At 64.4% G+C, this 25,779-nt stretch carries 27 protein-coding genes and 1 pseudogene; 11 read left to right on the top strand and 17 right to left on the bottom strand.

The window, feature by feature from the left end:
* The first annotated feature begins 60 nt into the window (after positions 1–60).
* Entirely contained in the window at positions 61–444 is a 384-nt protein-coding gene (locus RH858_RS07140) for a DUF4870 domain-containing protein (RefSeq protein ID WP_259535429.1), read from the top strand.
* Positions 445–459: 15 nt separating this feature from the next.
* Here RH858_RS07140 and RH858_RS07135 read toward each other — a convergent pair whose 3' ends face one another.
* The 4 genes from RH858_RS07135 to RH858_RS07120 are packed head-to-tail and all read right to left on the bottom strand — an operon-like array spanning position 460 to position 5,105.
* Positions 460–1,587: an ABC transporter ATP-binding protein gene (locus RH858_RS07135; protein ID WP_259535427.1), complete on the bottom strand. Its 1,128-nt coding sequence runs from the start codon at positions 1,585–1,587 to the stop codon at positions 460–462.
* A 3-nt stretch (positions 1,588–1,590) separates the two neighbouring features.
* Complete coding sequence (locus tag RH858_RS07130) at positions 1,591–2,628, bottom strand: carbohydrate ABC transporter permease (RefSeq protein WP_259535425.1); 1,038 nt, start codon at positions 2,626–2,628, stop codon at positions 1,591–1,593.
* Positions 2,625–3,635 (bottom strand): sugar ABC transporter permease, encoded by a 1,011-nt coding sequence (locus RH858_RS07125; protein ID WP_259535423.1) that lies wholly within the window; start codon positions 3,633–3,635, stop codon positions 2,625–2,627. Before RH858_RS07125 ends, RH858_RS07130 begins: the two co-directional genes overlap by 4 nt.
* A gap of 15 nt (positions 3,636–3,650) precedes the next feature.
* The gene (locus RH858_RS07120; RefSeq protein WP_310561434.1) at positions 3,651–5,105 is read right to left on the bottom strand and encodes a substrate-binding domain-containing protein; all 1,455 of its coding nucleotides are present in this window, start codon (positions 5,103–5,105) and stop codon (positions 3,651–3,653) included.
* A gap of 169 nt (positions 5,106–5,274) precedes the next feature.
* Between RH858_RS07120 and RH858_RS07115 the strand changes: the two genes are divergently transcribed.
* Positions 5,275–6,072, top strand: a complete 798-nt coding sequence (locus RH858_RS07115) for a hypothetical protein (protein WP_259535419.1) — start codon at positions 5,275–5,277, stop codon at positions 6,070–6,072.
* 109 nt (positions 6,073–6,181) lie between these two features.
* Here the strand turns inward: RH858_RS07115 and RH858_RS07110 are convergent, their stop codons facing one another.
* Positions 6,182–7,237, bottom strand: a complete 1,056-nt coding sequence (locus RH858_RS07110) for a TrmB family transcriptional regulator (RefSeq protein ID WP_310561433.1) — start codon at positions 7,235–7,237, stop codon at positions 6,182–6,184.
* 110 nt (positions 7,238–7,347) lie between these two features.
* Positions 7,348–8,088 carry a PAC2 family protein gene (locus tag RH858_RS07105; protein WP_310561432.1) on the bottom strand — a complete coding sequence of 247 codons (741 nt, stop codon included), beginning with the start codon at positions 8,086–8,088 and terminating at the stop codon, positions 7,348–7,350.
* A 115-nt stretch (positions 8,089–8,203) separates the two neighbouring features.
* Here RH858_RS07105 and RH858_RS07100 point away from each other — a divergent pair, with 115 nt between their 5' ends.
* The 6 genes from RH858_RS07100 to RH858_RS07075 all read left to right on the top strand — a co-directional run bounded on the left by RH858_RS07100 (position 8,204) and on the right by RH858_RS07075 (position 12,461).
* The gene (locus RH858_RS07100; RefSeq protein ID WP_310561431.1) at positions 8,204–8,497 is read left to right on the top strand and encodes a 50S ribosomal protein L21e; all 294 of its coding nucleotides are present in this window, start codon (positions 8,204–8,206) and stop codon (positions 8,495–8,497) included.
* A gap of 1 nt (position 8,498) precedes the next feature.
* Positions 8,499–8,855, top strand: a complete 357-nt coding sequence (locus RH858_RS07095) for an RNA polymerase Rpb4 family protein (protein WP_259535411.1) — start codon at positions 8,499–8,501, stop codon at positions 8,853–8,855.
* A gap of 84 nt (positions 8,856–8,939) precedes the next feature.
* Entirely contained in the window at positions 8,940–9,551 is a 612-nt protein-coding gene (locus RH858_RS07090) for a DUF655 domain-containing protein (RefSeq protein WP_310561430.1), read from the top strand.
* Entirely contained in the window at positions 9,548–10,429 is an 882-nt protein-coding gene (locus RH858_RS07085) for a 16S ribosomal RNA methyltransferase A (RefSeq protein ID WP_310561429.1), read from the top strand. Before RH858_RS07090 ends, RH858_RS07085 begins: the two co-directional genes overlap by 4 nt.
* Before the next feature lie 3 nt (positions 10,430–10,432).
* Positions 10,433–11,035 carry a HemK2/MTQ2 family protein methyltransferase gene (locus RH858_RS07080; protein ID WP_259535405.1) on the top strand — a complete coding sequence of 201 codons (603 nt, stop codon included), beginning with the start codon at positions 10,433–10,435 and terminating at the stop codon, positions 11,033–11,035.
* Between the two features lie 112 nt (positions 11,036–11,147).
* Entirely contained in the window at positions 11,148–12,461 is a 1,314-nt protein-coding gene (locus RH858_RS07075) for an ABC transporter permease (protein WP_310561428.1), read from the top strand.
* Here the strand turns inward: RH858_RS07075 and RH858_RS07070 are convergent.
* Complete coding sequence (locus RH858_RS07070) at positions 12,458–13,465, bottom strand: ABC transporter permease (protein ID WP_259535401.1); 1,008 nt, start codon at positions 13,463–13,465, stop codon at positions 12,458–12,460. The two genes, RH858_RS07075 and RH858_RS07070, sit on opposite strands and share 4 nt — an antisense overlap.
* A 238-nt stretch (positions 13,466–13,703) precedes the next feature.
* Between RH858_RS07070 and RH858_RS07065 the strand changes: the two genes are divergently transcribed.
* Positions 13,704–14,687: a ribose 1,5-bisphosphate isomerase gene (locus RH858_RS07065; RefSeq protein ID WP_259535399.1), complete on the top strand. Its 984-nt coding sequence runs from the start codon at positions 13,704–13,706 to the stop codon at positions 14,685–14,687.
* Positions 14,688–14,697: 10 nt separating this feature from the next.
* Positions 14,698–15,666: a carbohydrate kinase family protein gene (locus RH858_RS07060; protein ID WP_259535397.1), complete on the top strand. Its 969-nt coding sequence runs from the start codon at positions 14,698–14,700 to the stop codon at positions 15,664–15,666.
* A gap of 2 nt (positions 15,667–15,668) precedes the next feature.
* On the opposite strand, the gene RH858_RS07055 is transcribed toward RH858_RS07060, so the two are convergent.
* The 10 genes and pseudogenes from RH858_RS07055 to RH858_RS07010 form a co-directional block, all read right to left on the bottom strand.
* Positions 15,669–16,568, bottom strand: coding sequence for a DMT family transporter (locus RH858_RS07055; RefSeq protein ID WP_259535395.1), 900 nt, complete (start codon positions 16,566–16,568; stop codon positions 15,669–15,671).
* A gap of 82 nt (positions 16,569–16,650) precedes the next feature.
* The gene (gene pepF, locus RH858_RS07050) at positions 16,651–18,447 is read right to left on the bottom strand and encodes an oligoendopeptidase F (protein WP_259535393.1); all 1,797 of its coding nucleotides are present in this window, start codon (positions 18,445–18,447) and stop codon (positions 16,651–16,653) included.
* 34 nt (positions 18,448–18,481) lie between these two features.
* A complete protein-coding gene (locus tag RH858_RS07045) occupies positions 18,482–19,036 on the bottom strand; it encodes a GNAT family N-acetyltransferase (RefSeq protein ID WP_259536530.1) in 555 nt (184 codons plus the stop codon).
* Positions 19,037–19,144: 108 nt separating this feature from the next.
* Positions 19,145–19,522, bottom strand: a complete 378-nt coding sequence (locus RH858_RS07040) for a hypothetical protein (RefSeq protein WP_259535392.1) — start codon at positions 19,520–19,522, stop codon at positions 19,145–19,147.
* Positions 19,523–19,612: 90 nt separating this feature from the next.
* Entirely contained in the window at positions 19,613–21,598 is a 1,986-nt protein-coding gene (locus tag RH858_RS07035) for an aconitate hydratase (protein WP_310561427.1), read from the bottom strand.
* A gap of 145 nt (positions 21,599–21,743) precedes the next feature.
* Positions 21,744–22,217 (bottom strand): nucleoside-diphosphate kinase, encoded by a 474-nt coding sequence (ndk, locus tag RH858_RS07030; protein ID WP_259535390.1) that lies wholly within the window; start codon positions 22,215–22,217, stop codon positions 21,744–21,746.
* 218 nt (positions 22,218–22,435) lie between these two features.
* Positions 22,436–22,612, bottom strand: a pseudogene (locus RH858_RS07025) (50S ribosomal protein L24e); the annotation flags it as partial.
* Positions 22,612–22,836, bottom strand: coding sequence for a 30S ribosomal protein S28e (locus RH858_RS07020; RefSeq protein WP_119815905.1), 225 nt, complete (start codon positions 22,834–22,836; stop codon positions 22,612–22,614). The gene RH858_RS07020 and the pseudogene RH858_RS07025, both read right to left, overlap by 1 nt.
* A 6-nt stretch (positions 22,837–22,842) precedes the next feature.
* Positions 22,843–23,205 carry a 50S ribosomal protein L7Ae gene (rpl7ae, locus tag RH858_RS07015; RefSeq protein WP_259535389.1) on the bottom strand — a complete coding sequence of 121 codons (363 nt, stop codon included), beginning with the start codon at positions 23,203–23,205 and terminating at the stop codon, positions 22,843–22,845.
* Positions 23,206–23,399: 194 nt separating this feature from the next.
* Positions 23,400–24,218: a DUF5821 family protein gene (locus tag RH858_RS07010; protein WP_310561426.1), complete on the bottom strand. Its 819-nt coding sequence runs from the start codon at positions 24,216–24,218 to the stop codon at positions 23,400–23,402.
* Between the two features lie 288 nt (positions 24,219–24,506).
* Between RH858_RS07010 and glyA the strand changes: the two genes are divergently transcribed.
* On the top strand, positions 24,507–25,754 hold the full coding sequence (gene glyA, locus RH858_RS07005; RefSeq protein ID WP_310561425.1) for a serine hydroxymethyltransferase: 1,248 nt from the start codon (positions 24,507–24,509) through the stop codon (positions 25,752–25,754).
* Positions 25,755–25,779: the final 25 nt, after the last annotated feature.

The raw sequence follows: 25,779 nt of genomic DNA, 5'->3' as shown, positions 1-25,779 counted from the left end.
ACGGGAAACCGAACGGAGTAATTATTTGTTCGGAGAGGAACGTCCCGAACGAGCCGTTTCATGAGCGACCATCCCGATCCGGCCAGGTCGACAGTGCTCGGACTGGACCGGAACCTGGCGGGTGCGCTCGCCTACTCGGTCACGTTCCTCACCGGGCTCGTCTTCTATCTAGTGACCGACGACGAGTACGTCCGGTTTCACGCCGCACAGAGCGTCGTTGCGTTCGGGAGCGTATTCGCACTCGTCCTCCTGTTCGAACTGCTCGGCGCACTCCTGGGAACCGTGTCGGCGCTCGAGGCAGGGGTGTCCGCTGCCGTCACGCTCGTGTCCTCGGCGCTGGGGCTCGCCGCGTTCGTCCTCTGGCTGCTTTTGATGGTGAAAGCCGGCCGGGGTGAACGGTTCAAACTCCCTCTCCTCGGGACAGTCGCAGAACGATTCGTCTGAACGTCGGCCGTCGGACTACGTCAGTCCGTGGGTGATCGCCTCGCCGCTTCCGGTGTCGAAGACGTGGATTTTGCTCCGGTCGGCAACGATCTCGACGTCCTCGCCCTCCGTGATGTCGGTGTCTGGAGGGAGGCTAACGAGCAGCTGTCCCTTCCCGCGCCCCTCCGCGCTCGCTTCGACCTCGCGGTCGAACAGCAGATACACGAACAGCTCGTCGCCCATCGGTTCGAGAACGTCGACCACGGCGTGCATCGTGTCCGTCGGCGCCGTCGCCTTCTCTCGACCCCGGGCGAGATAGACGTCCTCGGGGCGAACCCCGAGCGTCACGTTCTGGCCCGATTGGACGCCCTGTGTGTCGGGATCCATCGGAACCGAAACGTATTCTGAACCGAACCCGTCGGTGCCGATCTCGCCTTCGATGAAGTTCATCGACGGCGAGCCGATGAAGCCGGCGACGAAGAGGTTCTTCGGCTCGTTGTAACACTCGAGCGGCGGGGCGACCTGCTGGAGTTTGCCGGCGTTGATGACCGCGATGCGATCGGACATCGTCATCGCCTGCGCCTGGTCGTGCGTGACGTAGATGATCGTCGTATCCAGCTTGCGGTGGAGCCGCTGGAGCTGGGTGCGCATGTGGACCCGAAGTTCGGCGTCGAGGTTCGCGAGCGGCTCGTCCATCAAGAACACGTCGGGTTCGCGCACGATGGCGCGGGCGATCGCCACGCGCTGGCGCTGGCCACCGGACATTTCCTGGGGCATCCGGTCCATCATCCCCTCCAGCTGAACGATGTCGGCCGCCTCCTCGACGCGCCGGTCGACCTCCTCCTGGTCGTACTTCCGGAGCCGGAGGCCAAACGAGATGTTGTCGTACACGTCCATGTGGGGAAACAGCGCGATGTTCTGGAAGACCATCGAGATCCCCCGGTCCTTCGGCGGGAGGTCGGTGACCTCGCGGTCGCCGATGTAAACGCTGCCTTCAGTGGGGAGCGTGAGCCCGGCGATCGTTTCCATCGTCGTCGACTTCCCGCAGCCGGAGGGGCCGACCAGCGTGAGAAACTCGCCGTGTTCGACCTCCAGGTTCATGTCTTCGACCGCCGTTACGTCCTCGTACCGTTTCGTGATGTTCTCGAGTTTGACTGATCCCATAGGTTACTCCTTGACCGCCCCCGCGGTCAGTCCGCTGACGATCTTTTCCTGTGCGACGATCACCAGTATCGCCACCGGTAACACGGCGACGATACTCGCGGCGGCCATGAGGTTGAACAGCACCTCGAACTCGCCCTGGAACCGGAGGATCCCCTCGAGCATCGGCGCCCAGTTCTCGTGGCGACCGTCCGTCATCAACGAGGAGAAGAAGTACTCGTTGTAGACGGCGATGAACGTCAACACGCCGGCGGTTGCGACTCCCGGGGCCGAAAGCGGGACGATGACCCGAAAGAGCGCACCCAGCCGGGTCGTCCCCTCGACGCGTGCGGCGTCCTCGAGCCCGTCGGGGATCTGCGAGTAGAACGTCATCAGGATGAAGATCGACAACGGGAGGAAAATCGCCGACAGCGGGACAAAAATCGCGTATGGCGTGTTGTACAGCGATCCGTCTGCCATGACTGGCCGGAGAACGTCGATGTTCCGGTTGAACAGCCGGTTGAGCGGGACGAAGAACGCCGCCGGCGGAAAGAACGAGGTGACGAGCACCAGCAACAAAAGCGGGTTCTTCCCCCGGAACCGGAGCCGGCCGAACACGTAGCCGGCCAGACTCCCGACGAACAGCACGATCACGGTCGCCAGAACGGCGATCAGGAAGCTGTTGAAGACGTACCGGTGGAACGGAAGCCGCTGGAATATTTCGACGAACGCCAGGACGTTGAAGTCGGCCGGGAGTCCGACCGGAACCGCCAGGGTCGCGTCGATCAAGGGAAGTTCGATGTCCGCCCGCGGTGTTCCGCCGGGCGTCAAAACCCCGGTGTCGCCCAGCTGTGCGCGCGGTGTGACCGCCAGCACGAACAGCCAATAGAAGGGGAAAAGCGTGGTGACCAGGAAGACGATCGTCGCGGTGTAGAAGGCTGCACGGTAGGCGCGATCCGGATTCGAGATCATCCGTGCCGCCCACGCCTCGACGACTCCCCGGTCGAGCTCCGGCTCTTCGGGACGTTGCTGTGCAGCGAGGTCTGGATGTTCGTCGTCGCTCATGATATCCCTCCGTCGGTGTCACGAAGTCCCCACAGGTAGACGATCACCAGCAGCCCGATGACCACCGCCGTCAGGAACGCGACCGCGGAGGCGGTCGCCCACCGACGGGTCTCCTGCAGTGAAATGATGACCAGACAGGTCAACGACGGTACCGTCTGACAGCCGGCCGTCGCGTCGATCAGTCCGTAGATGCGCATCGCGTCCATCGTCCGGAACAGCATCGCGACCAGAAGTGCCGGCATCACCAGCGGCAACGTAATGAACTTGAACCGCTGCCACGGGGAGGCGCCCGATACCTTTGCGACGTCGTAGAGACCCCGGTCGATGCTTTGAAGCCCTGCGAGGATGAGAAGCGCCATGAACGCCGCCGTCTTCCAGATGTCCGCCACGAGCACGATGATAAACGAGTCGCGGCTACTGGCGAGCGGATTGTCCCCGAAAACGCCGAGCCACTGCATGAAGTCGGTGCCGAAGCCGATCGTCGGATTGAAGATCAAAAAGAAGATCATCGCCTGGATGACGATCGGGATCGCCCACGGGATGATGATGGCGACGCGCACCCACCGGCGGCCGTAGAAGTCCTGGTCGATCACGAGCGCCTGACCGAAGCCGATCAGCGTCTCGAACAGCACGCTGATGATCGCGAACGCGAGCGTCACCATGATCGCCTGCCGGAGAAACGGCGTGCCGAGTTCGACGAACGGGAACTGACCGGTGAACACGATGTCGATGAACTGTCGCGGAATCCGGGCCTCGCCCGACAGCAGCGCGACGTAGTTGTCGAGGCCGACGAATTCGCCGAACGGATCCGCAGCAGCGACCTCGTCCGCCAGCAGCGAGAACCGGAACGTCTCCACGAGCGGATAGAACGCGATCACGCCCAAAAGGAGAAACGACGGAAGCAACAGAATGTAGGCGTACACCTCTTCGCTGCGGGTTTCGAGCCAGTCGAGCGGACGGGAGAGGAGACGGCCGGATCCGCGTTCGGTCTGTGAATCGGGAGACATCCGGCTCGGCCCTCGTTAGGCTTCCTCGGTCGTCTCGAGTTGATCCTCGAGTTCGGCCATCGCTTCCTCCGGCGTCTTGTCGCCGAGGTACGCGTCGTGGATCTCCGAGGAGATGAGTGGCGACTGCTCGGGCCAGACTGCCGTCACGGGTCGCGGAACGGTGTTTTCGCCGACGACGGCCAGCGTGTCGAGGAACCGCCCCATCGGGCCCACAGCGTCGGGATCCGCCTGTTCGATGACGTCGGGGCTCGGCGGGATGTACCCGCCGAGCTCGAAGTTGCTCAGCATGACGTCCTCGCTGACGAACGCCTCCACGACCTGGATCGCCTCCTCGAGCTGTGACGTGTTCGGGTTGACCGTGAGATGCCAGCCACCCAGCGCGTGGGCCGTACCGCCCGTCCCGGCGTAGTTCCCCTGCCCCGCCTCGACGCCGTATGGAAGCGGCATCGCCGCGTGGTCCTCGAAGTCGAAGGCAGCGTCCTCGGCGTTGATCGGGATGACGTACGGCCAGTTCCGGTGGAAGATCGCGTTGCCGCCCGTGAACGGTTCCCGCGACGGCTCTTCGGTGAACTCGACGAGGTCCGACGTCGAGATCTTCGGGAAGTCCGGATGTGCGTTGTCGGCGTCGGGACCGTACATGAACGACCGCATCATCCGGAGCGCGTCGTGGACCGGCTCCTCGTTCACGGTGATCGGACGTTCGCCGACAGGGCCGAACAGGTTCTCGTGGTCCCCGAAGTACGCCCCACCCATCGACGTCATCAGTTCGTTGAACGTACAGCAGGAGGTCCCCTCGTAGTTGTCACCCTGCGTCGTGAACGCGTAATCGAACTCGTCTTCCCCGCCGTGATACTCCCACACGTCGGCCGCCATCTCGGCGAACTCCTGCCAGGACATGGGCTCGGTCGCCCAGTTTTCTCCCTCCGGATCGTACCCCGCTTCCTCGACGAGGTCCTTCCGGTAGTGCATCATCGGGTAATCCGGGAACAGCGGCACCCCGTAAAGGTCGCCGGTCTCCGGGTGGCTCGCCGTGTCGACCGCTGCATCGAGGTAGTCGTTCTGGACGGTGTTCAGGACGTCCTCCGACAGTTCCTCCTCCAGATTGACGATCTGTTCGCGAACGATAAACGGGATCGTCCAGCCGGAGTCCATCATGAAGATGTCCGGGCTCCCACGGCCCGCGTCCAGCGCCGACGTGAAGTCGGCGCGCCGTTCGCCCGTTTCGAAGTCACCCGGCAGGATCTCGACCTCGATCCCTTCGTCCAGGCCGGCGTCGTACAGTGACTGGATCACCTCGTCCTCTATGTCCACCCACTCTCCGTCCATCGTAATTTCGATCGGGCCATCGTCGTCGTCTCCGAGACAGCCCGCGACGCCGACCATAACGCCCGATGCTCCAGCCGCCTGCACGAACCGCCGCCGGGAGACGCCACTCCGTTTCGAATCGCGTTGGGGGTCAGTATCGACCATTACAGTTTCGTCGATATGGACACCAGGCGTATATAGATTTGGGACATGTTACTACACCTGTTGTTGTTCTATATCAGAGAGGTTGTTCAGGGATCAGGTGGGGCGCCTACTCGATTACGGGAGGCACCGTGGAATCTTTTGTACGCCCGGCGGTAACCGTCCTGCAACCATGTCGGTACTCGAACGGGTCCGCAGGCCGGAGTACACCGGAGACAGTCGCTGTTGGCCCTGCACCGCGGTGAACACGGTCGTCGTCGGGGCCGCTTCGGTTCTCGCGGCACTCCTGTGGCTGCCGGCAGCACTTCCAGTGCTTCTGGGCGGACTGTTACTCGTGTACCTCCGCGGCTACGTAGTTCCGTACACCCCAAAGTTCGCGCCGAAACTGGTGGACCATCTGCCGATCGACGTCGGGCCAAACCACGGCCCCGGGGACGGCCCAGTGTCTGACTCGTTGACTGCAGACGACGTCGGCCCGGACCCGGAAGCGGTTCTCGGCGAGCTCTTGGAGGTCTGCATTCTCGAAGGCGACGAGGACCTCTCGCTCTCGGAGTCGTTCGAGGAAGACTGGACCGAACGGATGTCGGAACTGGCCGACGCCGACGAACGCGAGTTCCTCGACCGCGCCGCGGCGGCTGCACGCGGTGACGTCTCCGCCGAACGTCACGGCGATCGGATCCTGCTTGCCGGGGGGCGGGACGTCTGGCTGTCGCGGCCGGTCGCCATCGCGGAGACTGCAGCCGTCGAAGCGCTGGCGGACCGGGGAATCGACCCCGAAGTACGGACGGCGGCGGCACGACCGCTACGTCTGTTCTTGAAACAGTGTCCCGACTGCGGGGGAACCGTGGCGGAAACGACGGTCAGGCGCTGCTGTGGCGGTCCCGGGGGCGCTCGACGCCCGGAGCGCGAGGTGCTCGCGTGTGAATCCTGCGAGGTCGTCCTGTTCGAGTTCGACGAACCGGACCCGTAACAGGGGCACCGCGAGAACGGAGGAAACCATAATGGTTATTGTAGTGATTTACCGGTCGATCGGTCCATCCGATGGCCGATCGTCCGGTAACGACCGAGAATAATCAGTATCAGCCCAGCGACGGCACCGTATCCCTGTCGAGGAGGATCTCCTGGGCTTCGACCTCCTCGAGGGCGGCCACGAGGCCGCCGATCCGGACGCGATCACCCGTCTCGGTTTCGACGACGAACGACGCCACCTCCTCGCTCTCCTCGAAGGCGACGTCGACGACTTCGCCTTCGACGTGGACGGTGTCGCCCGATTCGACGTCACGACCCTCGACGGCTGCGTAGAACCCGCCGCCGAGTTCGCGAATGTCCTTCACGGCCCGCCTGATCGACGCGTAATGTCGCGGGAACGGACGTTCCTTGCCGTCGGAAGCGAGCGTCTCTGCAGTCGTCCACAGCACGGTGCCGAAAAAGCCCGACACCAGGAATCCGAGCGCGGATCGGTTGAAGATGACGCCGTACCGATCGCGGTCGTCCCGCAGCGCGTCCTGGGTGGCGTACACCGAGTGCTCCCCGTCGGCGACCGCGAGGATCGGCGTCGTGATCCCTCGCCGTGCCCGTGCGATCGTCGCGACCTCGAAGTAGTCGTACTCCTCCGGGTTCGGCGCGCGGGAGGCCGGCGTCACGAGCAGTTCCACGCTGACGCCGTCGTCGATCTTCTCTGCGAGCTCGTCGTGGAACCGACGCAACAGCTCCGGGGTGAGCGACAGGGCAAGCTCGTAATCGGCGTCGGCGATCACTTCTTCGAGATACCGAAGGATCGTCGAACGCGATTTGACAAGAGAGACCGCTTCCGTCTCCCGTGTGGGTGCTGTGTATCTGGCCTCCAGCTCGGCAACGAGCTCGCCGAACGATGCCTCCAGATCCCCGAAGGCGTCCTCCGGGTCCACCGCAACGATCTTCATCGGGCGGGACTCGCGCAGTTCGACCAGACCACGGTCGGAGAGACTCCGAACCGTGTCGTACACGCGCGGCTGTGGAATGTCGGTTCTGTCGGCGATCTCGCTGGCTGTAAGCTCCCCGCGCTCGAGAACGGTCAGGTAGGCCTCGATCTCGTACTCGCCGAGGTTGAACCGCTCGCCGAACCGTTCGAGGGTACTCCGGAGGTCGTCCGTCATGTCCGTAGCCTCGGAGCCGTCCGTAAAGAGTTTACTGGTATTCGAGTAACACCGGTTTTCGAAATCCAGTACACACGAACCCGTCGACAGCGATCGGAGAGGGCCGCCCGTCACATGTACATACGGTCGTCGGGCATATCCACCTCCTGGCGCTCGATCCGGTCGGCCAGTTCGGTGTAGTACTGTCTGACCTCCTCCGCGAACTGTTTGAGTGGTTCCGAATCCACACCGAGATCGTAGATGTCTTCGATGGTCTCGACGAGCCTGAGTGCGGCTTCGACGTCGACGGATTGGGGATGCACCGGCGTGACGAAGACGCCGACGCCCAGCGGCGAATCGATCGCCTGCTCGATCAACGCCGCGTGGGCACCATCGAGGAACCCGGCTCCCATCGAGGGGACGTCACTCCCTTCGAGTCGGCGGTTCCGGTAGTCGTCGGTCGCAATGTAAAACGTCCGGTGATCCTCGGGACCGTGGGCGATCGGAATCCCACTGAGGATCGCGATCTCCTCTGTGCCGTGCGATTCGGTCCAGTCGAGGACTTCCGTGGCGAACGGCTCGCCGAGGTACGGCGGGACGAACAGTTCGCTGACCAGGACAGTCACGTCGAGATCCGGACGGGAGAACAGCCGAATCGGATGTCTGGGACGGCCGTTCTCGAACGGTGTGATCGACGGCAACCCCTCGACCCGCACGTGACCGGTTTCCTCGAGTTCGAGGTGATCGACGAGGTAATCGGCCGCCGTCAAGCCCGCGAGACCGAGCGTCGAGAACCCGGCCAGGAGCGTCCGGCTCGGCTGTCGGTCGTGTGTGATCCGTACGTTCGCTTCCCGACGGAACATGCCAAACATGGGATACAGTTCAGCGGGATGAAATATAGTCGTTCTGGCGCGTGGTAGGGCAACACGTCCGCGGATCGGGAACGCACCATTTATAATCGAACCCGAAGTAAAGGGTCGTACGATTATGCCGAGTTCGAATGGGCCCATGAAGGGAACGCGGAAAAAGCTCGCCAACCATCCCCGGGATCGGGGACAATCACCGCCTCAGCGGGCGATCCAGGAGTACGAGGAGGGCCAGATGGTCCACCTCCGTATCGATCCGAGCGTCCCGAAGGGACGGTTCCACCCGCGGTTCAGCGGCCACACCGGCGAAGTGATCGGAACGCAGGGATCCGCCTACAAGGTGTCGATCACCGACGGCGGGAAGCAAAAAACCGTCCTCGCACATCCGGCTCACCTCCGCGCCCAGCAGGGGTAGTATGACGATATTCAAGGAGAAGCTCGACGAGGAGTATCTCACGGTCGCGGAGGCGAAAGAGTACCTCTCGCAGGTGGAGTCCGAGCGCGCACTGGAAGAGGACCGGGAGATGCGATACGAGTTGGCGCGCGCGCTCGAACACGTCAACCGGTACGCGTTCCTGGACCCCGAAGAGGCCCGCGAACTCGTCGAGGAGCTCCAGCAACTGGAGAAAGTCGACGAGAAGACCGCGATCAAGATCGTCGACCTCCTTCCGGAGGACCGGACGGAACTTCGCGCGGTGTTCGCCCAGGAACGGTACAGCCTCGACGGCGACGAACTCGACGAGATTCTCAACCTGATCGCAAAATACGCGTGATCGCGTCGACCGGACTGGCGGACGTGGGCTGTCGTCGGTCTTCTCGGGCGATTTTTTAAGTATCCCGTTGTCCTATCGGACGGTATGGAAGAGACGGACTCAGACTCTCTCGACTCTTCGCCCGACGAGGCGGAGGAGATCTACGCGGTCGTGCTCGACTACTTCCCGCACGGACATCCGGACGACTCCCGTCCACAGTTCGAGAAGTCGCCGGTGGCCCAGGCGATCGGCGAGGACCGATTCCGGCTGTTCGAGTTTACGCTTACCGAGGATCCGGATCTGAACATCACCGATCGCATCCGGATCGAACCCGAACAGGACGAGCGGATCTCGCGGATCCGGAAGATCGACTACGACGACCTCTCGAGCAGCGCAATGTCCGAACTCGAGTACGCCGTAGAGGAGATGATCGACCGCGACGAGCGTCGGTTCGTCGATTTCTACAACGACGCCCAGCCGATCACCCTTCGGCTCCACCAGCTGAACCTCCTCCCGGGAGTCGGAAAGAAGATCAGGAACACGATCCTCGACGAGCGAAAACGCGGTCCCTTCGAGAGCTTCGAGGAGATCACAGAGCGGGTCAGCGGGCTCCACAGTCCGAAGGAAGTCGTCGTCGAGCGGATCATCGAGGAGCTGCGCGAGGAGGATCTCAAATACAAGACGTTCGTCCGCAGGGAGGACGGCGAAAGCGAATGACCGGCGGGAGCGGAGCCGGGTGCGGGTCACGGGATCCGGACGCCCTCGTACGACGTGCCGGAGTCAGAGGGTGTCCGGACCGAGACCAGCACTTCCTGGTGGACGACCGCGTGCTCGACAGGATCCCGACGTACCTCCCGGAGTCGGCCGACCGGAGCCACGTCCTCGAGATCGGCGGCGGCGCCGGCGCGTTGACCGACCGTCTGCTCGCGGCCGCACCGCCCGGGGGCCGAGTGACCGTGATCGAACGGGATCCGACGTTCGCCGCGTTTCTCCGGGAGGAGTTCGACGCGGAGATCGCCGACGGAACACTTACCGTCGTCGAAGCGGACGCCCTGGAGTGTGAGCTCCCGGCGTTTACCGCCTGCGTCTCGAACCTGCCGTACGGCGTCTCGAGCGAACTCGCGTTCCGGTTGCTCCCGGCAAAGCGACCGCTGGTGTTGACGTTCCAGCGGGAGTTCGCCGAACGGATGGTCGCCGAACCCAACACCAGCGACTACGGGCGGCTCTCGGTGAGCGCACAGCATTACGCCGACGTCGAACTCCTCGAGGTCGTGCCCCCGGAGGCGTTCGACCCACAACCGGCGGTCGAAAGCGCGATCGTCCGTGCGGTTCCTCGCGACCCGTCCTACACCGTCGACGACGAGGCGTTCTTTCTCCGGTTCGTGAAGGCGGTTTTCACCCAGCGTCGGAAAACCGTCCGGAACGCGATCCGCAACACCGCCCACATCTCCGGACTGGACGATCCAGCTGCGGTCGTCAGCGCGGTCGACGAGGCGACCCTCTCGAAGCGGCCGGGAGAGCTGTCCCCGGCGGAGTTCGCGGAGCTGGCCGCGGTCGCCGCCGAACACGGGTTCGAGCCCGATCCCGGGGAGTAACACGTGGCCGGACCCGACGACCTCGCACAGCGCCGCGGGCTCGAAACCGACGTCTACCAGCCGGCGGAGGACTCGGCGCTGCTGGCGTCGGCCACGGTCGAGGCGGTCGAACCCAGTGACACAGTGCTCGAGGTCGGAACCGGCTCCGGCTGGGTCGCAGCCCAGGTCCGCGAGATCCGCGAGGCCCGGGTGATCGCCGCCGACGTCAATCCCCACGCCTGCAGGCAGGCGCACGACCGCGGGCTGGAGGTGGTACGGGCAGATCTCGTCTCCCCGTTCCGGGACGACAGCTTCGACGTAGTCGCGTTCAATCCCCCGTACCTCCCCACCGACCCGGACAACGAGTGGGACGACTGGATGGAGGCCGCACTCTCGGGCGGGGAAACCGGCCGCCGTCTCGTGGAACCGTTCCTCGAACGGGTCGGACGCGTGCTCGCACCCGGTGGGTGTGTGCTCCTGCTCGTGAGCAGCCTCACCGATCGGGAAGCGGTCGAATCGATCGCGGCCGACGCGGGATTCGACGCCGAAGCCGTCCGGGAGGAGTCGTACCCGTTCGAGACGCTGTGGGTGTTGCGGGTAGTTCCAGCCGGGCCGGACCCGTCGTGAACACGAGAGCTGACGGGATCCCAGCGCCGGTCGAACCGTCGAAAGGTTCTTTGTGTGTGGGTGATTGACTCGGAGTAGCACACCGCCCCCGCGCAGTGCCTTCCCACGAGGTATGCCCTCCGACACTGACCCCGGCGACGGGTACGGTCCGTCCTCCGGTTCCGACACCGACGCAGTGCCCGGCTTCGGCGTCCACCACGGGTCCGCCGCGGACAGCTCACCGGCGGTCCCCGACTACAGTGTCAGGCGCACAGGGAAGCGACGTGACACCTTCCGGCTGGTCGGGCTCGTTCTCACCGGGCTGGCCGTCGCCCTCGGCACTGCCTACGACTACGCCGTTCTCGAGGGGAACGAACCGCTGGCGTTCGGCTGGAATCCGACGCCGGTAGACTGGCTGTTTCTCCTGTCGCTTTCGGGGTTCGGCTGGCTCCTCGTGGTTCCGCTGATTCGGGACCGGCAACGCGCCGCCCGCTACGTCCGTCTCCTCCGGGCCGAGCCGCTCAGGCTCGCGGCCGCGCTGTATCTGCTGGCGTTTTTTGTCGCCGGCCTCGTCGGAACCCTGTTGGGGAACACGATCTCTGAAGGGCTCGATCACGGATACCAGCCGCCCGTCTTCTTTTCGGTCCCGGAGCACGTTCCGGTACAGTGTCTCGGCGCCGAGGCGGCCGGGCGGTGCCACGGGAGCGTCCAGTATCCGCTGGGTACCGACGCCCACGGAAACGGGCTGATCGAACTCGTCGTGCTCGGTGCCGGCGTGAGCCTGCGGGTCGCGTTCGTCGTGGGGATGATCGCCGTCCCGCTGGCGCTCGCCGTCGGCGTGATCGCCGGCTACACGGGCGGACGGACCGACGCCGTGTTGATGCGGTACGTCGACGTCCAGGGTACCGTCCCCGCCTTCCTCGTGTACGTCGTGTTGATCTACGTCTACGGTCGGAGCCTGTTCCTGCTCGTTCTCGTGTTCGGCCTGTTGAGCTGGGGCGGCATCGCCCGGATCGTCCGCAGCGAGGTGCTCCAGATTCGAACGGAGGCGTACGTCGCAGCTGCGCTGGGCCAGGGTGCCGGGCGCTTTCGGGTGCTCCGGCGGCACGTGGTGCCGAACGTGTACGACAGCCTCGCGGTCTCTGCGACGCAGGCGATACCTCGGATCCTGCTGATCGAGGCGGCGATCTCGTTTATGCTTTTGAACGACATCGGCGTCCCGTCGTGGGGCCACACGGCGACGATGGGACTGCGCCACCAGCACCAGTTCGTCCACACGTGGTGGATCTCGACGGTCCCGATCGCGTTCCTCGTGATGACGGTCCTGTCGATCACGGTGCTCGGCGATTTCTTCCGCGACGCGCTCGACCCCACGGCTGGACGTTCTGAACCCGAAAACGATGCGCGTGACGCGAGCGAAGCGGAGACCGACGCCGACCGTCGCTAGCTCCCGTCGAGTTCGATCCGCGGATCGAACACCATGTACGCGACGTCCTGGAGGAAGTTCCCGACGATTCCGACTCCCGCGACGAACAGCGTCATCCCGATGATTACCGGCAGGTTGCGGTTCATGATCGCCTCGTAGCAGAGCGTGCCGAACCCGGGGAGTTCGAAAACGAACTCGATCACGAAGACGTTCACGACGAGTACGCCGAGAAGGTTCGCGAAAAACAGCGAGACGAGCGGGACCAGCGAGATCCGAAGGAGGTGTCGAACCACGTGGAGCGGACCCATCCCCTTTGCTTTAACCTGCGTGACGAACAGCTCCCCTTCCCGCGACAGCACGGCCGAGCGGACGTATCTGGCCTGCTCGGCGATCAATCCCGTGCCGAGCAGGACCGCCGGCAGCACCAGTCGCTTGAGATTGTGCGTCGATAGCACGCGCTGTTCGAGGTCGTAGCCGATCAGGAACAGCCACCCGAACTGGTACATCCCGACCATGATCGCCACGGCGGCGATCCAGAAGTTCGGGACGCCGAACACGGTGTAGGTGAATCCGGTCGCCACCCGCGAGAGAACGGGGTTCGTTCCGATCGCGGAGTAGGTACCGACGGCGACCCCGCCGACGAGCGCGATCGCCATGCCCGGGAGCACGTACCCGAGCGTGATCGTCAACCGTTCGCCGATCAGCGTCGTCACCGGCGTCGGATGGCTGTAGGAGGTTCCAAGATCCAGCCTCGCGACGCTTGCAAGCCAGTTTACGTATCGCTCGTGGGCCGGCTGGTCGAGGTTCCTCGCCTCGCGGTACGCCTGCACTGCCAGGTCGGCCTCCCGTTCGATCTCTTCTGCGCTGGCACCGCTGTCCGCGAGTTCGGCCGCGACGCTGAACTCGACGGACGCCTCGCCGGGATCACCGGTGAACGCAACGAGGGCGAACGTCACCGACACGACGATCCACAGCGCAAACAGCGAGAACGCCAGGCGGCGAGCGAGCCACCACGCGCGGTTCATGGTTGGATCACGGCGAAGCGAAGCGTCGGACGAGCACGCCGACCGAGCAGTTTGCGGGCGGCGGGGAGGGCTGTACGGGCGGCGAGGACCACTGTACGGAGGGACACGACGGTCTGGGTTGTTACCTCATACCGCATAAATGTTTCTCGGACGAAGCCGGAGCTCAGGAAGAACTGTCCGGGCCTCGGCAGCCGACACGGCCGGAACGCCCTTTTGTTCGGGGCACCCACAGGGAGCCATGACCACGCCAACGCTGGGCGAGGCGGTAGAGTCGACCGCCGATGCCATCGCCGCGATGGAGATTCGCGGGGCGGCAACGATCGCTGCGGCGGCGGCAGACGCACTTGCCGCCCAGGCGGAGGCGAGCACCGCGAGCGATCCGGAGGCGTTCAGGCGGGAGCTCCGGGCGGCCGCCCGAAGGCTCCACGAGACGCGTCCGACCGCGGTGTCGTTGCCCAACGCGCTCCGATACGTACTCCGTCGAATGGACGGCGACGGCGTCGACGACGTCGACACGCTGCGGCGGAACGTGGTCGATGCCGCCCGAGAGTTCGGCGACCGACTCGACCGCGCACAGGACAAGCTCGGCGAAGTCGGCGCAAACCGGCTCCGCGACGGCGACGTCGTGATGACCCACTGCCACTCGACTGACGTCCTCTCGTGTGTCGAGGCCGCGGTCGACAAGGGCAAACAGCTCGAGGCGTACGTAAAGGAAACCCGCCCGCGGAATCAGGGCCACATCACCGCCAGTCGGCTCCGCGAACTCGGCGTTCCCGTGACGCTGATCGTCGATTCCGCGGCCCACCGGTATCTCCCGGAGGCCGACCACGTACTGGTGGGAGCCGACTCGATCGCCGCCGACGGCAGCGTGATAAACAAGATCGGCACCTCCGGGCTGGCCGTCAGCGCCCGCGAACTGGGAACGCCGATCGTGGTCGCCGCCCAGACGATCAAGCTCCACCCGGAGACGCTGACGGGACACACCGTCGAGATCGAGACACGAGACGAACAGGAGGTCGTGGACGAGGAAACTCGGGCGGAGATCGGCGACATCGAGGTGGAAAATCCCGCCTTCGACGTCACGCCCCCCCGGTACGTCGACGCTATCGTCACCGAGAGTGGCCAGTTCCCACCCGAGAGCATCGTCACGCTGATGCGGGAGCTGTTCGGGGAGTCGGCGGACGAGCCGTGGACGGAACCCGGCGAGAGCGCTACGCCGTAGCGGGGTAGGAATGAACGAACACGAGCCGAACGTGATCTGTGCGGGCCACATCAACTGGGACGTGACGATGCACGTCGACAGGCTGCCCGAGCCTGACGGCGAGGTGCAGATACGGAAGCTGATCCAGTCGGGCGGAGGGAGCGCCGCAAACGTCGCCGTCGGCCTCTCCGGGCTCGAAGCCGACGCGACGGTCTTCGGCAGCGTGGGCGGCGACGACTCCGGAGCGTTCGCCCTGCGGGAGCTGGACCGTTCGGGAGTCGAGTGCGGTCACGTCCTCGTCGCGAAGAGCGAAACGACCGCGGTGAAGTACCTCGTCGTCGACGACTGCGGCGAGGTGATGGTGTTCGCCAGCGACGGCGCGAACGAGGCGTTTTCAGCCGGCGATCTCCCGCCCCGGGTGGTTGCAACAGCGGATCACCTCCATCTGACGAGCCAGCGACCCGAAACCGCCGTCGAACTCGCGGCACTGGTTCGCGACGTCGGCGGGACTGTCAGTTTCGATCCCGGCCGACGTATCGGACAACGGGCTTTCAAACGGGCATTTCCGTACGTCGACGTGCTGTTTTGCAACCGCCGGGAGGCGGAACGTTCGGCCGACGACTACCGGGAGCACGGTCCCGACGACGGACTGCTCGTGATCAAACGCGGAGGGGACGGCGCGTCGGTCTCGGGACCGGACGGCACCGTCTCCCATTCCGGCTACGAGATCGACGCCGTCGACACCACCGGGGCCGGCGACGCGTTCGCCGCCGGCTTTCTCGCTGCCTGGCTCGGTTCCCGGGCGTTCCGGCGGCGGTTCCGCCGTGACCGCGGCCCCTCCGATTCGGAAGGTTTCCCCGACGATGTCGACGACCCACCTCTCGAGGAGGTGCTCGCGGTCGCGAACGCCTGCGGCGCCTTGACCGCGATGGAGGCGACCGCCCGGACGGAGCTCGCGTGGGACCGGATCGCGTCGCTGGTCGAGAACGCAAATCGGTGACCTCACGCCGCCTGCCGGTCGGAGGCAGTGAGATAGATCCCGGAAAGAACGACGATTCCCGAGGCGACCGTCACGGCGGTCGGAACCTCCGCGAGCAACAAAAGCGCCAGGATCGTGGCGCCGACTGGTTCCCCCAGGAGCGAGACGGAGACGACACTCGACTCGAGGTGCCCCAGCGCCCAGTTTATGACCGTGTGGCCGAACAGCCCCGGCCCGAGCGCCAGCCCCGCAAACAGCACCCACTCGCGGGCAGGGTATCCCGAAACCGGATGGCCACCGACGACGACGAACCCGAAGAGGACGACAGTACAGACGGAGTAGACGACGACGACGTACGGAACCAGCGCCACCCGCTGGCGGAGGTCCCGCCCGGCAAGGACGTAGACGGCCGCCATCACCGCCCCGAGGAGCGCGAGCGCGTTGCCGTAAAGCGGGTTCGGGCCGACGAGAACGCCCCCGAGCAGATCCCCGAGCGACAGTCCGACCATTCCGGCGACCGCAACCAGGATGCCCAGTACCATCCGTCGAGTGACCCGTTCGCGCAACAGGAGCCACGCCCCAAGCGCGACGAACACCGGCTGTGCCTGCACCAGCGTGACGCTGGCCGCCACGCTGGTCCAGTCGAGCGACTCGAACCAGGCGCCGAAGTGGATCGCGAGCGCCGCCCCCGAGACGACCGCGTATCCGAGATCACGACGCGTGATCCGGCGGAAATCGTCGCGATATCGGATCAACGCGACAGGCAAGAGCGGAAGCGTCGTGAACAGCACCCGATAAAAGGCCGCGATCACGCTCGGGGCATTGCTCCAGCGCACGAGGATCGCACCGAAGCTGATCGCGACGATGGCGACGCCCAGGCCCCCGATCGGTGGGACGGCCGGCCGAGTCACGTGATTCGACACGGGAACACGTGGCAGCGGGGATCGCTTACCGGTTTCGAAACCGGTGCTCCCGGCGGCAACTTCTCCTCGGAGCCGACGACAGCTACACCTCGAGCAGTTCCTCGGCCCGGTCGAGATACTCCCGGTAGACACCGATCGCCGACTCGACGGGCGCCGGCGAAGTCATGTCGATGCCGGCGGTCTCGACCACCGAAATCGGATACTCCGAGCCGCCCTTGCGGAGCATCTCCCGGTACGATTCCGCGGCCGGTTCGCCCTCGTTTCGGATCCGTTCGACGGCGGCCGCTGCCGCGGAGATACCGGTCGCATACTGGAACACGTAGAAGTTGTAGTAGAAGTGGGGGATCCGCATCCACTCCCGGCGGATCCACTCGTCGAGCTCGGCGGGGTCGTAGAACTCTGATTTTAGCTTCCCGTACAGCTGGTCGAACGCGTCCGGCGTGAGCGGGTCCCCGTCCTCGACTGCAGCGTGGATCCGCTGTTCGAAGTCCGCGAACATCGTCTGTCTAAACAGCGTCGACCGGAACCGCTCGAGGTACTGATCGAGCACGTGGACCCGGAGTTCGTCGCTCGGTGCGTTCGCAAGCAGATAGTCCGTAAGCAGCGTCTCGTTTACCGTCGAGGCAATCTCCGCGACGAAGATGTCGTAACCGGCGTACTGCCACGGCTGGCTCTCCTTTGCGAGCTCCGAGTGCATCGAGTGGCCCAGTTCGTGTGCGAGCGTGAACATCGAGGGGACGTCGTCCTGGTAGTTCACCAGGATGAACGGCTGAGTGTCGTACGCTCCCGACGAGAACGCCCCCGAGCGCTTCCCGCGGTTCTCGTAGACGTCGACCCACCGGGAGTCGAGCCCCTCGCGGAGTCGGCGTTGATACGGCTCGCCCAGCGGTTCGACCGCTTCGACGATCCAGTCTGCGGCCTGTTCGTACTCGACATCAGGTCCTTCCTCGCCCGTAAGCGACATGTACAGGTCCCAGGAACGGAGTTCCTCGACCTCCAGCGCCCGGCGTTTGAGATTGGAGTGTCGATGGAGGGCGTCAAGGTTCTCCCGGACGGTGTCGACCAGCGCGTCGTACACGTCCGTCGGAACGTTCGACCCGTCGAGGGCGGCCTCGCGGGCGGTGTCGTAGTTTCTGGCGCGGGCGACCTTCACGTCCTTTTTCAGCTGCTTTTCCAGGGCAGTGCCGACCGCGTTCCGGACCGTCTCCCACTCGTCGTAAAACTCCTCGTGGACGGTCCGTCTGAACGGTCGGTGAGGGTTCTTCTGGAGACGGACGAAGTTGGCCTGCGAGATCTCGACCTGCTCGCCGTCCGGATCCTCGACGGTCGGGAACGTCATGTCGGCGTCCGAAAGCATCGAGTAGATCTCCGAGGGCGCCGAGGTGACCTCGCCGAGTTCGGCGAGCAGCTCCTCGATCTCGGGGGATCGGGTGTGCGGTTTCATCCGGAGCACGTCGTCGAAGAAGTGCTCGTACTCGCGGAGTTCGGGTTCCCGCTCCATGAACGCCTCCACGTCTTCTTCCGCAAGCGTCTGCAGTTCCGGCTCCACGTACGAGGTCGCCGCCGCCGCGTCGGACTGCAGCGCCGAGGCCTTCGCCGAGAGCGCCTGGTACTCCTGGTTTCTGGTGTCCTCGCTTTTCCGGAGGTTCGCGTACGTTACAACGGTTGCCACCGTCCGCATCAGTTCCTCGCGGAGTTCGAGAAATTCCAAAAGCGTCCCAGGATCGTCAGTCAGTTCACCCTCGTAGGCGGCGAGCTCGTCGACGCGATCGCTCACCCCCTCGAAGGCGGACTCCCAGGCGTCGTCGTCCTCGTAAATCGACTCGAGAGCCCACTTGTATTCGCGATCGATCTCCTCGCGCTCGGGGAGGGAACTCATACCCGATAAACGATCGGTCGAGTGGTAAGTCTTCTCACTTCAGGTGCCCGACGTCGTCGGTGAATTCGACCCTCGCACCCCAGTTTTCGAGGTCGAGAAGCATGACGAGCGCGTCCTCGCCGTCGGCGTAGTATCGGGGCACCCGACGTGCGGGTTCGAACCCTTCCGACCGATACAGCGACACCGCGGCCTCGTTGCTGGGACGCACTTCGAGCTTGGCCACGGTCGCACCCTGGATCAGCAGCGACACGAGCGCCCGGCCGAGGAGCCTGCGGCCGACTCCAGCGCCCTGTTCGTCGGGCCGCACCGCCAGGTCCTTCACGTGACCGATGTCGCGCCCGAAGTTCGGCGTGACGTCGGCGACGACGTATCCGAGGACTGTCTCGCCGTCGTCGCCGATGCGACGCGGAGATTCCCTGTCGTTTTGTCGCCGCTCGCGGTCGTCCGATTCCGGACGGGCCGCGACCATGAACCCTTTCTCACCGAGAAAGCGCTCGAATACGGAAAACGTCCACGGCTGGGAAAACACCGCCCGTTCGATCCGCGAGACTGAGAGCAGGTCGCTCTGGGTCGCCCGCCGAACGTACATGGAGCCAGTCTCGCGTTCGGGAACCGTGGTCACGCAAAGAGATAACGACCCTCCAGTAAAAAGACGCTCGTTCGTGCTGCCCGACCGGTGCGCGAGTCGACGCGCCGCTCAAAGGAGCCCGAACAGCCGAAGGATGGCGACGGTGACGACCAGGGCGATCCCGACCGCGGTGCCGAGCCACACGCCGACCGAAAGGGGGGACGTTTCCGCGGCCAGTTCGGCGAGTCGGTCGCCGACGCCGTCGGGGCCGCCGCCGTAGTCGAGTACTTCCTCGGCACAGTAGGAACAGAGGACCCGCGTCTCGGCCGGCCGCTCGTGTTGCGTCCGACAGATCGGCAACCCGTCACAGGTGTACGTCTCGCGGCCGACGCCGACGATGACTGCCTCCTCCGGGACGATCTCCGTCCTGCAGTTCGAACACGCGACCACGTCGTACTCGACGGAGCCGTGGGGCGTTTTCGCTTCGACGGTTCGTGCGTCTGTCATGGGATCGAACGGATGTGATCGGTCGAGGCGTCGTGGGCGCGGTCGGTCGTCGCCGCGATCAGTCGTCGCTGCGGTCGGTCGTCGCCGCGATCAGTCGTCGGCCGGCGCGGCGCCGGAGCCGCTTTCGTGGTGCTGTTTTGTCCACGAGAGCTTGCCGCCGGCCGCGAGGATCTCCCGCTCCCGCTCGGAGGCGTCCAGCTGTGCAGTAAACTCCCAGTCGTCGTTGACGCGGACGGTGAACGTCTCCTTCCCGGAGCGGACGCCCTTGCCGACGTCGTCGACGATTTCGAGGTCGTCACCCTGGTCGAGACGCCCGTAGGTTTCAGCGTCGATCGTCAGCGGGACGAGACCGAAGTTGAACAGGTTCGCCTTGTGGATCCGGGCGAAGCTCCGTGCGAACACGCCCTGCACGCCGAGATACATCGGACACAGCGCGGCGTGCTCCCGGGAGGAACCCTGCCCGTAGTTCTCGCCGGCCACCAGGAAGCCGCCGTCGGCCTCGAGCGCCCGATCGGCGAACGTTTCGTCGACCCGCGAGAGCGTAAACTCCGACAGCTTCGGGATGTTCGACCGGTACATCAGGATGTCGGAGGTGGCGGGGATGATGTGGTCGGTCGTGATGTTGTCCCCCATCTTCAACAGCGCCTCGCCGGCGAGTTCCGACTCCAGTTCGTCCCTGAGTGGGACCTCGCCGATGTTGGGCCCCTTGATGAGTTCGTCGTCGATCGCTTCCTCGGGGGCGATGATGTCCGGATCGTCCTGTCCCATCCCCGGGGAGTAGCCGTCCCCGATCTCGAAGCCGGGTGCCTCCAGATCGCCGAGCTCCTCGGCGAGGTCTCGCGGATCGACGATTTCGCCGGTGATCGCCGCCGCAGCCGCCACCTCCGGGGAACACAGGTACACCGCGTCGTCTTCGATCCCCGACCGGCCCTCGAAGTTCCGATTGAACGTCCGCAGCGAGACCGAATCTGAGGCGGGAACGTGGCCGATCCCGATACACGCCCCACAGGTTGCCTCCGAGAAGTTGACGCCGGCGGCCATCAGCTCGGCGGTCCATCCCTCCCGGGAGAGCATCTCCGAGGCCTGCTTCGATCCGGGGGCGACGATCATTTCGGCCCCCTTCGAGACCTCCCGCCCCTCGAGCATCTTCGCCGCGGGGAGGACGTCCTCGTAGGCGCCGTTGGTACACGAGCCGACGATCACCTGGTCCACCTCGGTTCCGGCGGCCTCTCGAACCGGAATCACGTTGTCGGGCATGCTCGGGGCGGCGATCAGCGGCTCGAGTTCCGAGAGGTTCACGACGACCTCGTCGTGGTACTCCGCGTCATCGTCGGGAGTGAGTTCGACGTATTCCTCCTCCCGGCCGATCCTCGAGAGCCAGTCTCTTGTCTCCTCGTCAGTGGGGAAGATCGAACTCGTCGCCCCGAGCTCTGTTCCCATGTTGGTGATCGTAGTGCGTTCGGGGACCGTGAGCGATTCGACCCCGGGGCCGGTGTACTCCAGTACCTTGCCGACGCCCCCTTTCACGGAGAGCTCGTCGAGCAGGTGGAGGATCACGTCCTTGGCGGTCGCCCACTCGGGGAGTTCACCCTCGAGACGGATGTTGACGATCTCGGGCATCTCGACGTAGTAGGGGCCCCCGCCCATCGCGACCGAGATGTCGAGCCCGCCGGCACCGATCGCGAACTGACCCAGTCCACCCGGGGTCGGCGTGTGCGAGTCGGAGCCGAGCAGCGTCTTGCCCGGCGCGGCGAAGTTCTCCTTGTGAACCTGGTGACAGATCCCGTTCCCCGGACGGGAGAAGTAGGCGCCGTACTTGCCCGACGCCGATCGGAGGAACCGGTGGTCGTCGGTGTTCTTGAAGTCGAACTGGTAGGTCTGGTGGTCGCAGTACTGCGCTGCAAGCTCCGTCTGGACTTCCTCCAGTTCCAGCGCCTCGAACTGGAGCCACACCATCGTGCCAGTGGTGTCCTGGGTGAGCACCTGATCGATCTCGATCCCGATCTCCTCGCCGGGTTCGAGCTCGCCGTCGACGAGATGATCCGCGAGAATCTGCTCCGTGACTGTCTGTCCCATATCGTCTCATTGTCGGGACGCCTTCGGTATAAATCCCTTGAGTCGATGGATAAACCCCTTGAACAATTAGCCCGGCCACTTATCCATACTACCCGAACTGTCGCTACGAGCTCGGAAAGAGTAGCCGGTGAGACAGCTGCCGAGGTCAGTGGTCCTCGTACAGCCAGGTCTCGTCGATCCGCTCGTAGTCGACGAGCTCCCCTTCGTCGAAGAACAGCGCGATCTCGCGTTCGTTGGCCCCCTCGTCCTCGTGGTCGGAGGCGTGGACGACGTTGCGACCCAGATCGAGGCCGTAATCCCCGCGGATCGTCCCGGGATCGGCTTCCAGCGGGTCCGTCGTGCCGACCATGCTACGGACCTGTCGGGTCGCGTCCGCGCCCTGCAGCACGAACGCGAAGACGGGACCCGACGTGATGAACGAAACCAGATCGTCGTAGAACGGCTTGTCCTCGTGCTCGGCGTAGTGTTCGCTGGCGAGTTCCTCGTCGAGCTGCAGGAACTTGCCGGCGACGACCTTCAGGCCGCGGTCTTCGAAGCGGGAGAGGATCTCCCCGATTAGCCCGCGCTGGACGCCGTCGGGCTTGATCATCACGAACGTGCGCTCGTCGTGGTGGCTCATCCGTCGTCCTCCTCGTCCGAGTCTGCTTCAGCTTCCGCGTCTTCGACCTCTTCGGCTTCTTCGCCTTCCTCGGACTCTTCCGCCTCTTCGGCCCCTTCGACCTCTTCGGCTTCTCCGCCTTCCTCGGACTCTTCAGCCTCTTCGGCTTCCTCAGACTCTTCAGCCTCTTCTGCCTCTTCGACCTCTTCAGCTTCCTCGTGCTCTACGGCCGAGGCGCGTTCGGAGCGTCCCGCCTCGGTCCACTCCAGGTCGCGGGCCTCGCGGCCGAGGAGATAGTTCTTCTCGGCCTTGGAGTCCTTGAAGTGGAGCACGGTTCCGTCCGTCTTGACGAACATCGTGCCCGTACCGGGCTCGATCTCCTCACCGGTGTAATCGCAGGTACGCTTTTCGACCATTACTGTCCTCCGATCGAATCGGCGTCACGCTGGGTCTCCCGAAGCTGGAGGATGTCGCCCTCCCGGACGGGACCCAGGACGTTCCGCGTGATGATTCGTCCCTTGTTCGATCCTTCCTGGATGCGGCACTTGACCTGCATGGCCTCGCCGTGCATCCCGGTCTTGCCGACGACCTCGATGACCTCCGCGGAGGTCGAGTCGCCGGTGCCCTCTTCTGCGCTCATGGTCGCTTACCGGAGTTCCTCGACCTTTTCGGCGATGTCTTCGACGTCGTCGCTCGCCTCGCCGGCGTCGACGATCGCCGCCGCCGCACTGCCGACCTCCAGGCCGGCCGCGCGCCCGACGTCGTTTTGCGTTTCGACGAAGACGACAGCGATCCCCTTCTCGTCGGCCAGCTCCGGGAGATGCATCACGATCTCCTCGGGCTGAACGTCCTCGGCGACGATGACGAGGTCGGCGTTGCCGCGCTCGACGGCTTTGGTCGTTTCGTTGGTTCCTTTCTTGACGATCCCTGTATCGCGGGCGATCTCGAGCGCCTCGAGTGCTCGGTCCGCGAGGTCGGCCGGAGTTTCGTAGTCGACGTAAACTGGCATGGTTGTTACCCTCCTGCCCGTGGGCTCGCGTGACCACGCCGGCGGTCGAGTCCCTGACGGCGCGGCACATCATCAACCCCGAACAGGCTGTACAGTTCCGTTGAGCGGGTTCGGTTAAAAACGCTTTCAAACTACCGAGCGCGTGCGAACAGGAGGCACGGGGCTCGGATCGAGGGGGGACGTCGGTGGGGCGTTCATTCGGCGAGCAGTTCCATCGTGACTGACGCGAGTTCCTCCGGAGCGACACCGACGAGCCGGCCGTCGCCGAGTTTGAGGCGCAGACGGGGACGGCCAACGTCGATCGGAACCTTCTCGGTGTCGATCGCGCCGACGTCCTCGAGGTAGGTTTTGGTCCGCGAGAACGTCGCCTTCGACGCGATGCCGACGTCTTCGCCCCACTTGGAGATGTCGTACAGCAACACGTCGTTTTTCGCGGCCACGATCAGCGAAATCGTCACCTCGTCGAGCCCGTCTCCGTTGCCACGAGCAGTCTCGAGTGCGCCGAGGACGGCGTCGAAGTCGTCCCGCGTCGCCTCACCGATCTCCGCGGCGAGCGTCTCCCTCACGTGACTGATCGCCGGCGTTCGGAGGTTGTACGGTTCCGCGGCGGCCCAGACCTCGTCGTAGGCGGCGACGACAGCGTCGACGAAATCCCGGTCCTCGGTGACCAAAGCACCCACGTTGTCCCCGGTGGTGACGAGGGCCATCACTGCCTCCGCGGAAACGAGAAGCGAGTTGTCCTCGTCTTCGACGAGCGTGCGCATCTCGAGTGTTCCCTCTTCGACGAGATCTGCGGCGGCAGATCCGACGATAAAGTCGTCCATGACGTATTTCAGTACGTCCTCGTCGGCGAGTAGTCGAACGTCGGGGGCCTCTTCGGTGTCGGCTGTGACCGCGACGAACGCCTCGATGACCGCAGGGGACGGGTCGACAACGTACAGCGTTTCCCTGGCCCGGTCCAGCGCCTCACCGAGGATATTCTCGACGTCCTCCTCGAGTAAATTCGATGTCATCAGTCTACCGAGATAATCGTCTGATATCTATTTAATATTAACGGGGATCTTGCGAGTAAAACAGTCGCATGGGAGCCTCTAGCCTCCGAATTCTACAGAATCCTCTAGCACATCGGGTTCGGATTATTTTCTTAGAGGTTAGAATTATTATTAAATTTCTATCATTGTATTATTTTGGTTGAAAGCTTCACAACAGCGCGGGAACGGTGAACCGGAATGGGTGCACTGGTGACGGAAACGTCGGCGGAGACGGACAGGTTTATGGGTGTTTCACTCGCGGATCGGGATATGGAGTTCCAACACGTACGCGAAGCGGATCCGGCAGTGGCAGACGCACTGGCCGGCGAAGTCGACCGACAGGAGGAGACGCTGTCGTTGATCGCGAGCGAGAACTACGTGAGCCGCGCAGTGATGGAGGCCCAGGGCAGCCTCCTCACGAACAAGTACGCGGAAGGCTATCCAGGACGGCGGTACTACGCCGGTTGTGAATACGTCGACGAGATCGAACAACTCGCGATCGACCGGGCCAAGGAACTGTGGGGTGCCGACCACGTCAACGTGCAGCCGCACTCGGGGACTCAGGCGAACATGGCGGTGTATCTCGCAACACTCGACCCCGGCGATCGGATCCTCTCGCTGGAGCTGAGCCACGGCGGCCATCTGAGTCACGGCCATCCCGTGAACTTCACGGGACAGCTATTCGACGTCGAGCACTACCACGTCGACCCCGACACCGGCTATCTCGACTACGAGGAACTGCAAGAGAAAGCCGAAGCGTTCGATCCGGACATCATCGTCTCCGGTTTCTCGGCGTATCCCCGTGAAGTCGAGTGGGAGACCATCCAGGAGATCGCCGACACGGTCGGTTCTTACCACCTGGCCGATATCGCTCACATCACGGGTCTGGTCGCCGCCGGCGCGCACTCCTCGCCGGTCGGCGTCGCGGACTTCGTAACCGGGTCGACCCACAAGACGATCCGAGCCGGGCGTGGCGGGATCGTGATGACCGACGACGAACACGCCGAAGACATCGACAAGGCAGTGTTCCCGGGGGGACAGGGGGGCCCACTCGCCCACAACATCGCCGGAAAGGCCGTCGGGTTCGGCGAAGCACTGAAGCCCGAGTTCGACGAGTACATCCAGCAAACGATCGACAACGCCCGGACGCTCGGTGAGACGCTCTCGGAGCACGGTCTGTCGCTCGTCTCCGGCGGCACCGACAATCACCTGGTGCTTGTGGACCTGCGGGACTCCCATCCAGATCTTACCGGCGGGACCGCCGAGGACTCGCTGGCTGCCGCGAACGTGATTCTCAACGCGAACACCGTCCCCGGTGAAACCCGGTCGGCGTTCGATCCCTCGGGTCTGCGTGCCGGCACGCCGGGCATCACGACCCGTGGATTCGACGAGGCTGTCGTCGAAGAACTCGGTGGTCTCATCTACCGGATTATCGACAACCACGACTCCGAGGACGTGATCTACGACGTCGGCGAACGCATCGACGAACTCTGTAAAGAGTATCCACTGTACGCGTGAGGCCGCAGTCGAAACTGAACACCAC

It is taken from the genome of Halalkaliarchaeum sp. AArc-GB, assembly GCF_031432225.1.
Lineage (GTDB): Archaea > Halobacteriota > Halobacteria > Halobacteriales > Haloferacaceae > Halalkaliarchaeum.
Note: the sequence above shows the minus strand (reverse complement) of the source record. Positions and strands in the feature narration are given on the sequence as shown.

Excerpts from the sequence above, each read along its gene's own strand:
- RH858_RS07125 (WP_259535423.1), bottom strand. The coding sequence starts at position 3,635 with ATGTCTCCCGATTCACAGACCGAACGCGGATCCGGCCGTCTCCTCTCC.
- RH858_RS07110 (WP_310561433.1), bottom strand. The coding sequence starts at position 7,237 with ATGACGGACGACCTCCGGAGTACCCTCGAACGGTTCGGCGAGCGGTTC.
- RH858_RS07040 (WP_259535392.1), bottom strand. The coding sequence starts at position 19,522 with ATGACAGACGCACGAACCGTCGAAGCGAAAACGCCCCACGGCTCCGTC.
- RH858_RS07120 (WP_310561434.1), bottom strand. The coding sequence starts at position 5,105 with ATGGTCGATACTGACCCCCAACGCGATTCGAAACGGAGTGGCGTCTCC.
- rpl7ae (WP_259535389.1), bottom strand. The coding sequence starts at position 23,205 with ATGCCAGTTTACGTCGACTACGAAACTCCGGCCGACCTCGCGGACCGA.
- RH858_RS07095 (WP_259535411.1), top strand. The coding sequence starts at position 8,499 with ATGACGATATTCAAGGAGAAGCTCGACGAGGAGTATCTCACGGTCGCG.
- RH858_RS07045 (WP_259536530.1), bottom strand. The coding sequence starts at position 19,036 with ATGTACGTTCGGCGGGCGACCCAGAGCGACCTGCTCTCAGTCTCGCGG.
- RH858_RS07085 (WP_310561429.1), top strand. The coding sequence starts at position 9,548 with ATGACCGGCGGGAGCGGAGCCGGGTGCGGGTCACGGGATCCGGACGCC.
- RH858_RS07060 (WP_259535397.1), top strand. The coding sequence starts at position 14,698 with ATGAACGAACACGAGCCGAACGTGATCTGTGCGGGCCACATCAACTGG.
- RH858_RS07070 (WP_259535401.1), bottom strand. The coding sequence starts at position 13,465 with ATGAACCGCGCGTGGTGGCTCGCTCGCCGCCTGGCGTTCTCGCTGTTT.
- RH858_RS07115 (WP_259535419.1), top strand. The coding sequence starts at position 5,275 with ATGTCGGTACTCGAACGGGTCCGCAGGCCGGAGTACACCGGAGACAGT.
- RH858_RS07100 (WP_310561431.1), top strand. The coding sequence starts at position 8,204 with ATGCCGAGTTCGAATGGGCCCATGAAGGGAACGCGGAAAAAGCTCGCC.
- RH858_RS07135 (WP_259535427.1), bottom strand. The coding sequence starts at position 1,587 with ATGGGATCAGTCAAACTCGAGAACATCACGAAACGGTACGAGGACGTA.
- RH858_RS07035 (WP_310561427.1), bottom strand. The coding sequence starts at position 21,598 with ATGGGACAGACAGTCACGGAGCAGATTCTCGCGGATCATCTCGTCGAC.
- RH858_RS07010 (WP_310561426.1), bottom strand. The coding sequence starts at position 24,218 with ATGACATCGAATTTACTCGAGGAGGACGTCGAGAATATCCTCGGTGAG.
- RH858_RS07065 (WP_259535399.1), top strand. The coding sequence starts at position 13,704 with ATGACCACGCCAACGCTGGGCGAGGCGGTAGAGTCGACCGCCGATGCC.
- RH858_RS07140 (WP_259535429.1), top strand. The coding sequence starts at position 61 with ATGAGCGACCATCCCGATCCGGCCAGGTCGACAGTGCTCGGACTGGAC.
- RH858_RS07020 (WP_119815905.1), bottom strand. The coding sequence starts at position 22,836 with ATGAGCGCAGAAGAGGGCACCGGCGACTCGACCTCCGCGGAGGTCATC.
- pepF (WP_259535393.1), bottom strand. The coding sequence starts at position 18,447 with ATGAGTTCCCTCCCCGAGCGCGAGGAGATCGATCGCGAATACAAGTGG.
- glyA (WP_310561425.1), top strand. The coding sequence starts at position 24,507 with ATGGAGTTCCAACACGTACGCGAAGCGGATCCGGCAGTGGCAGACGCA.
- RH858_RS07105 (WP_310561432.1), bottom strand. The coding sequence starts at position 8,088 with ATGTTTGGCATGTTCCGTCGGGAAGCGAACGTACGGATCACACACGAC.
- RH858_RS07075 (WP_310561428.1), top strand. The coding sequence starts at position 11,148 with ATGCCCTCCGACACTGACCCCGGCGACGGGTACGGTCCGTCCTCCGGT.
- RH858_RS07090 (WP_310561430.1), top strand. The coding sequence starts at position 8,940 with ATGGAAGAGACGGACTCAGACTCTCTCGACTCTTCGCCCGACGAGGCG.
- ndk (WP_259535390.1), bottom strand. The coding sequence starts at position 22,217 with ATGAGCCACCACGACGAGCGCACGTTCGTGATGATCAAGCCCGACGGC.
- RH858_RS07130 (WP_259535425.1), bottom strand. The coding sequence starts at position 2,628 with ATGAGCGACGACGAACATCCAGACCTCGCTGCACAGCAACGTCCCGAA.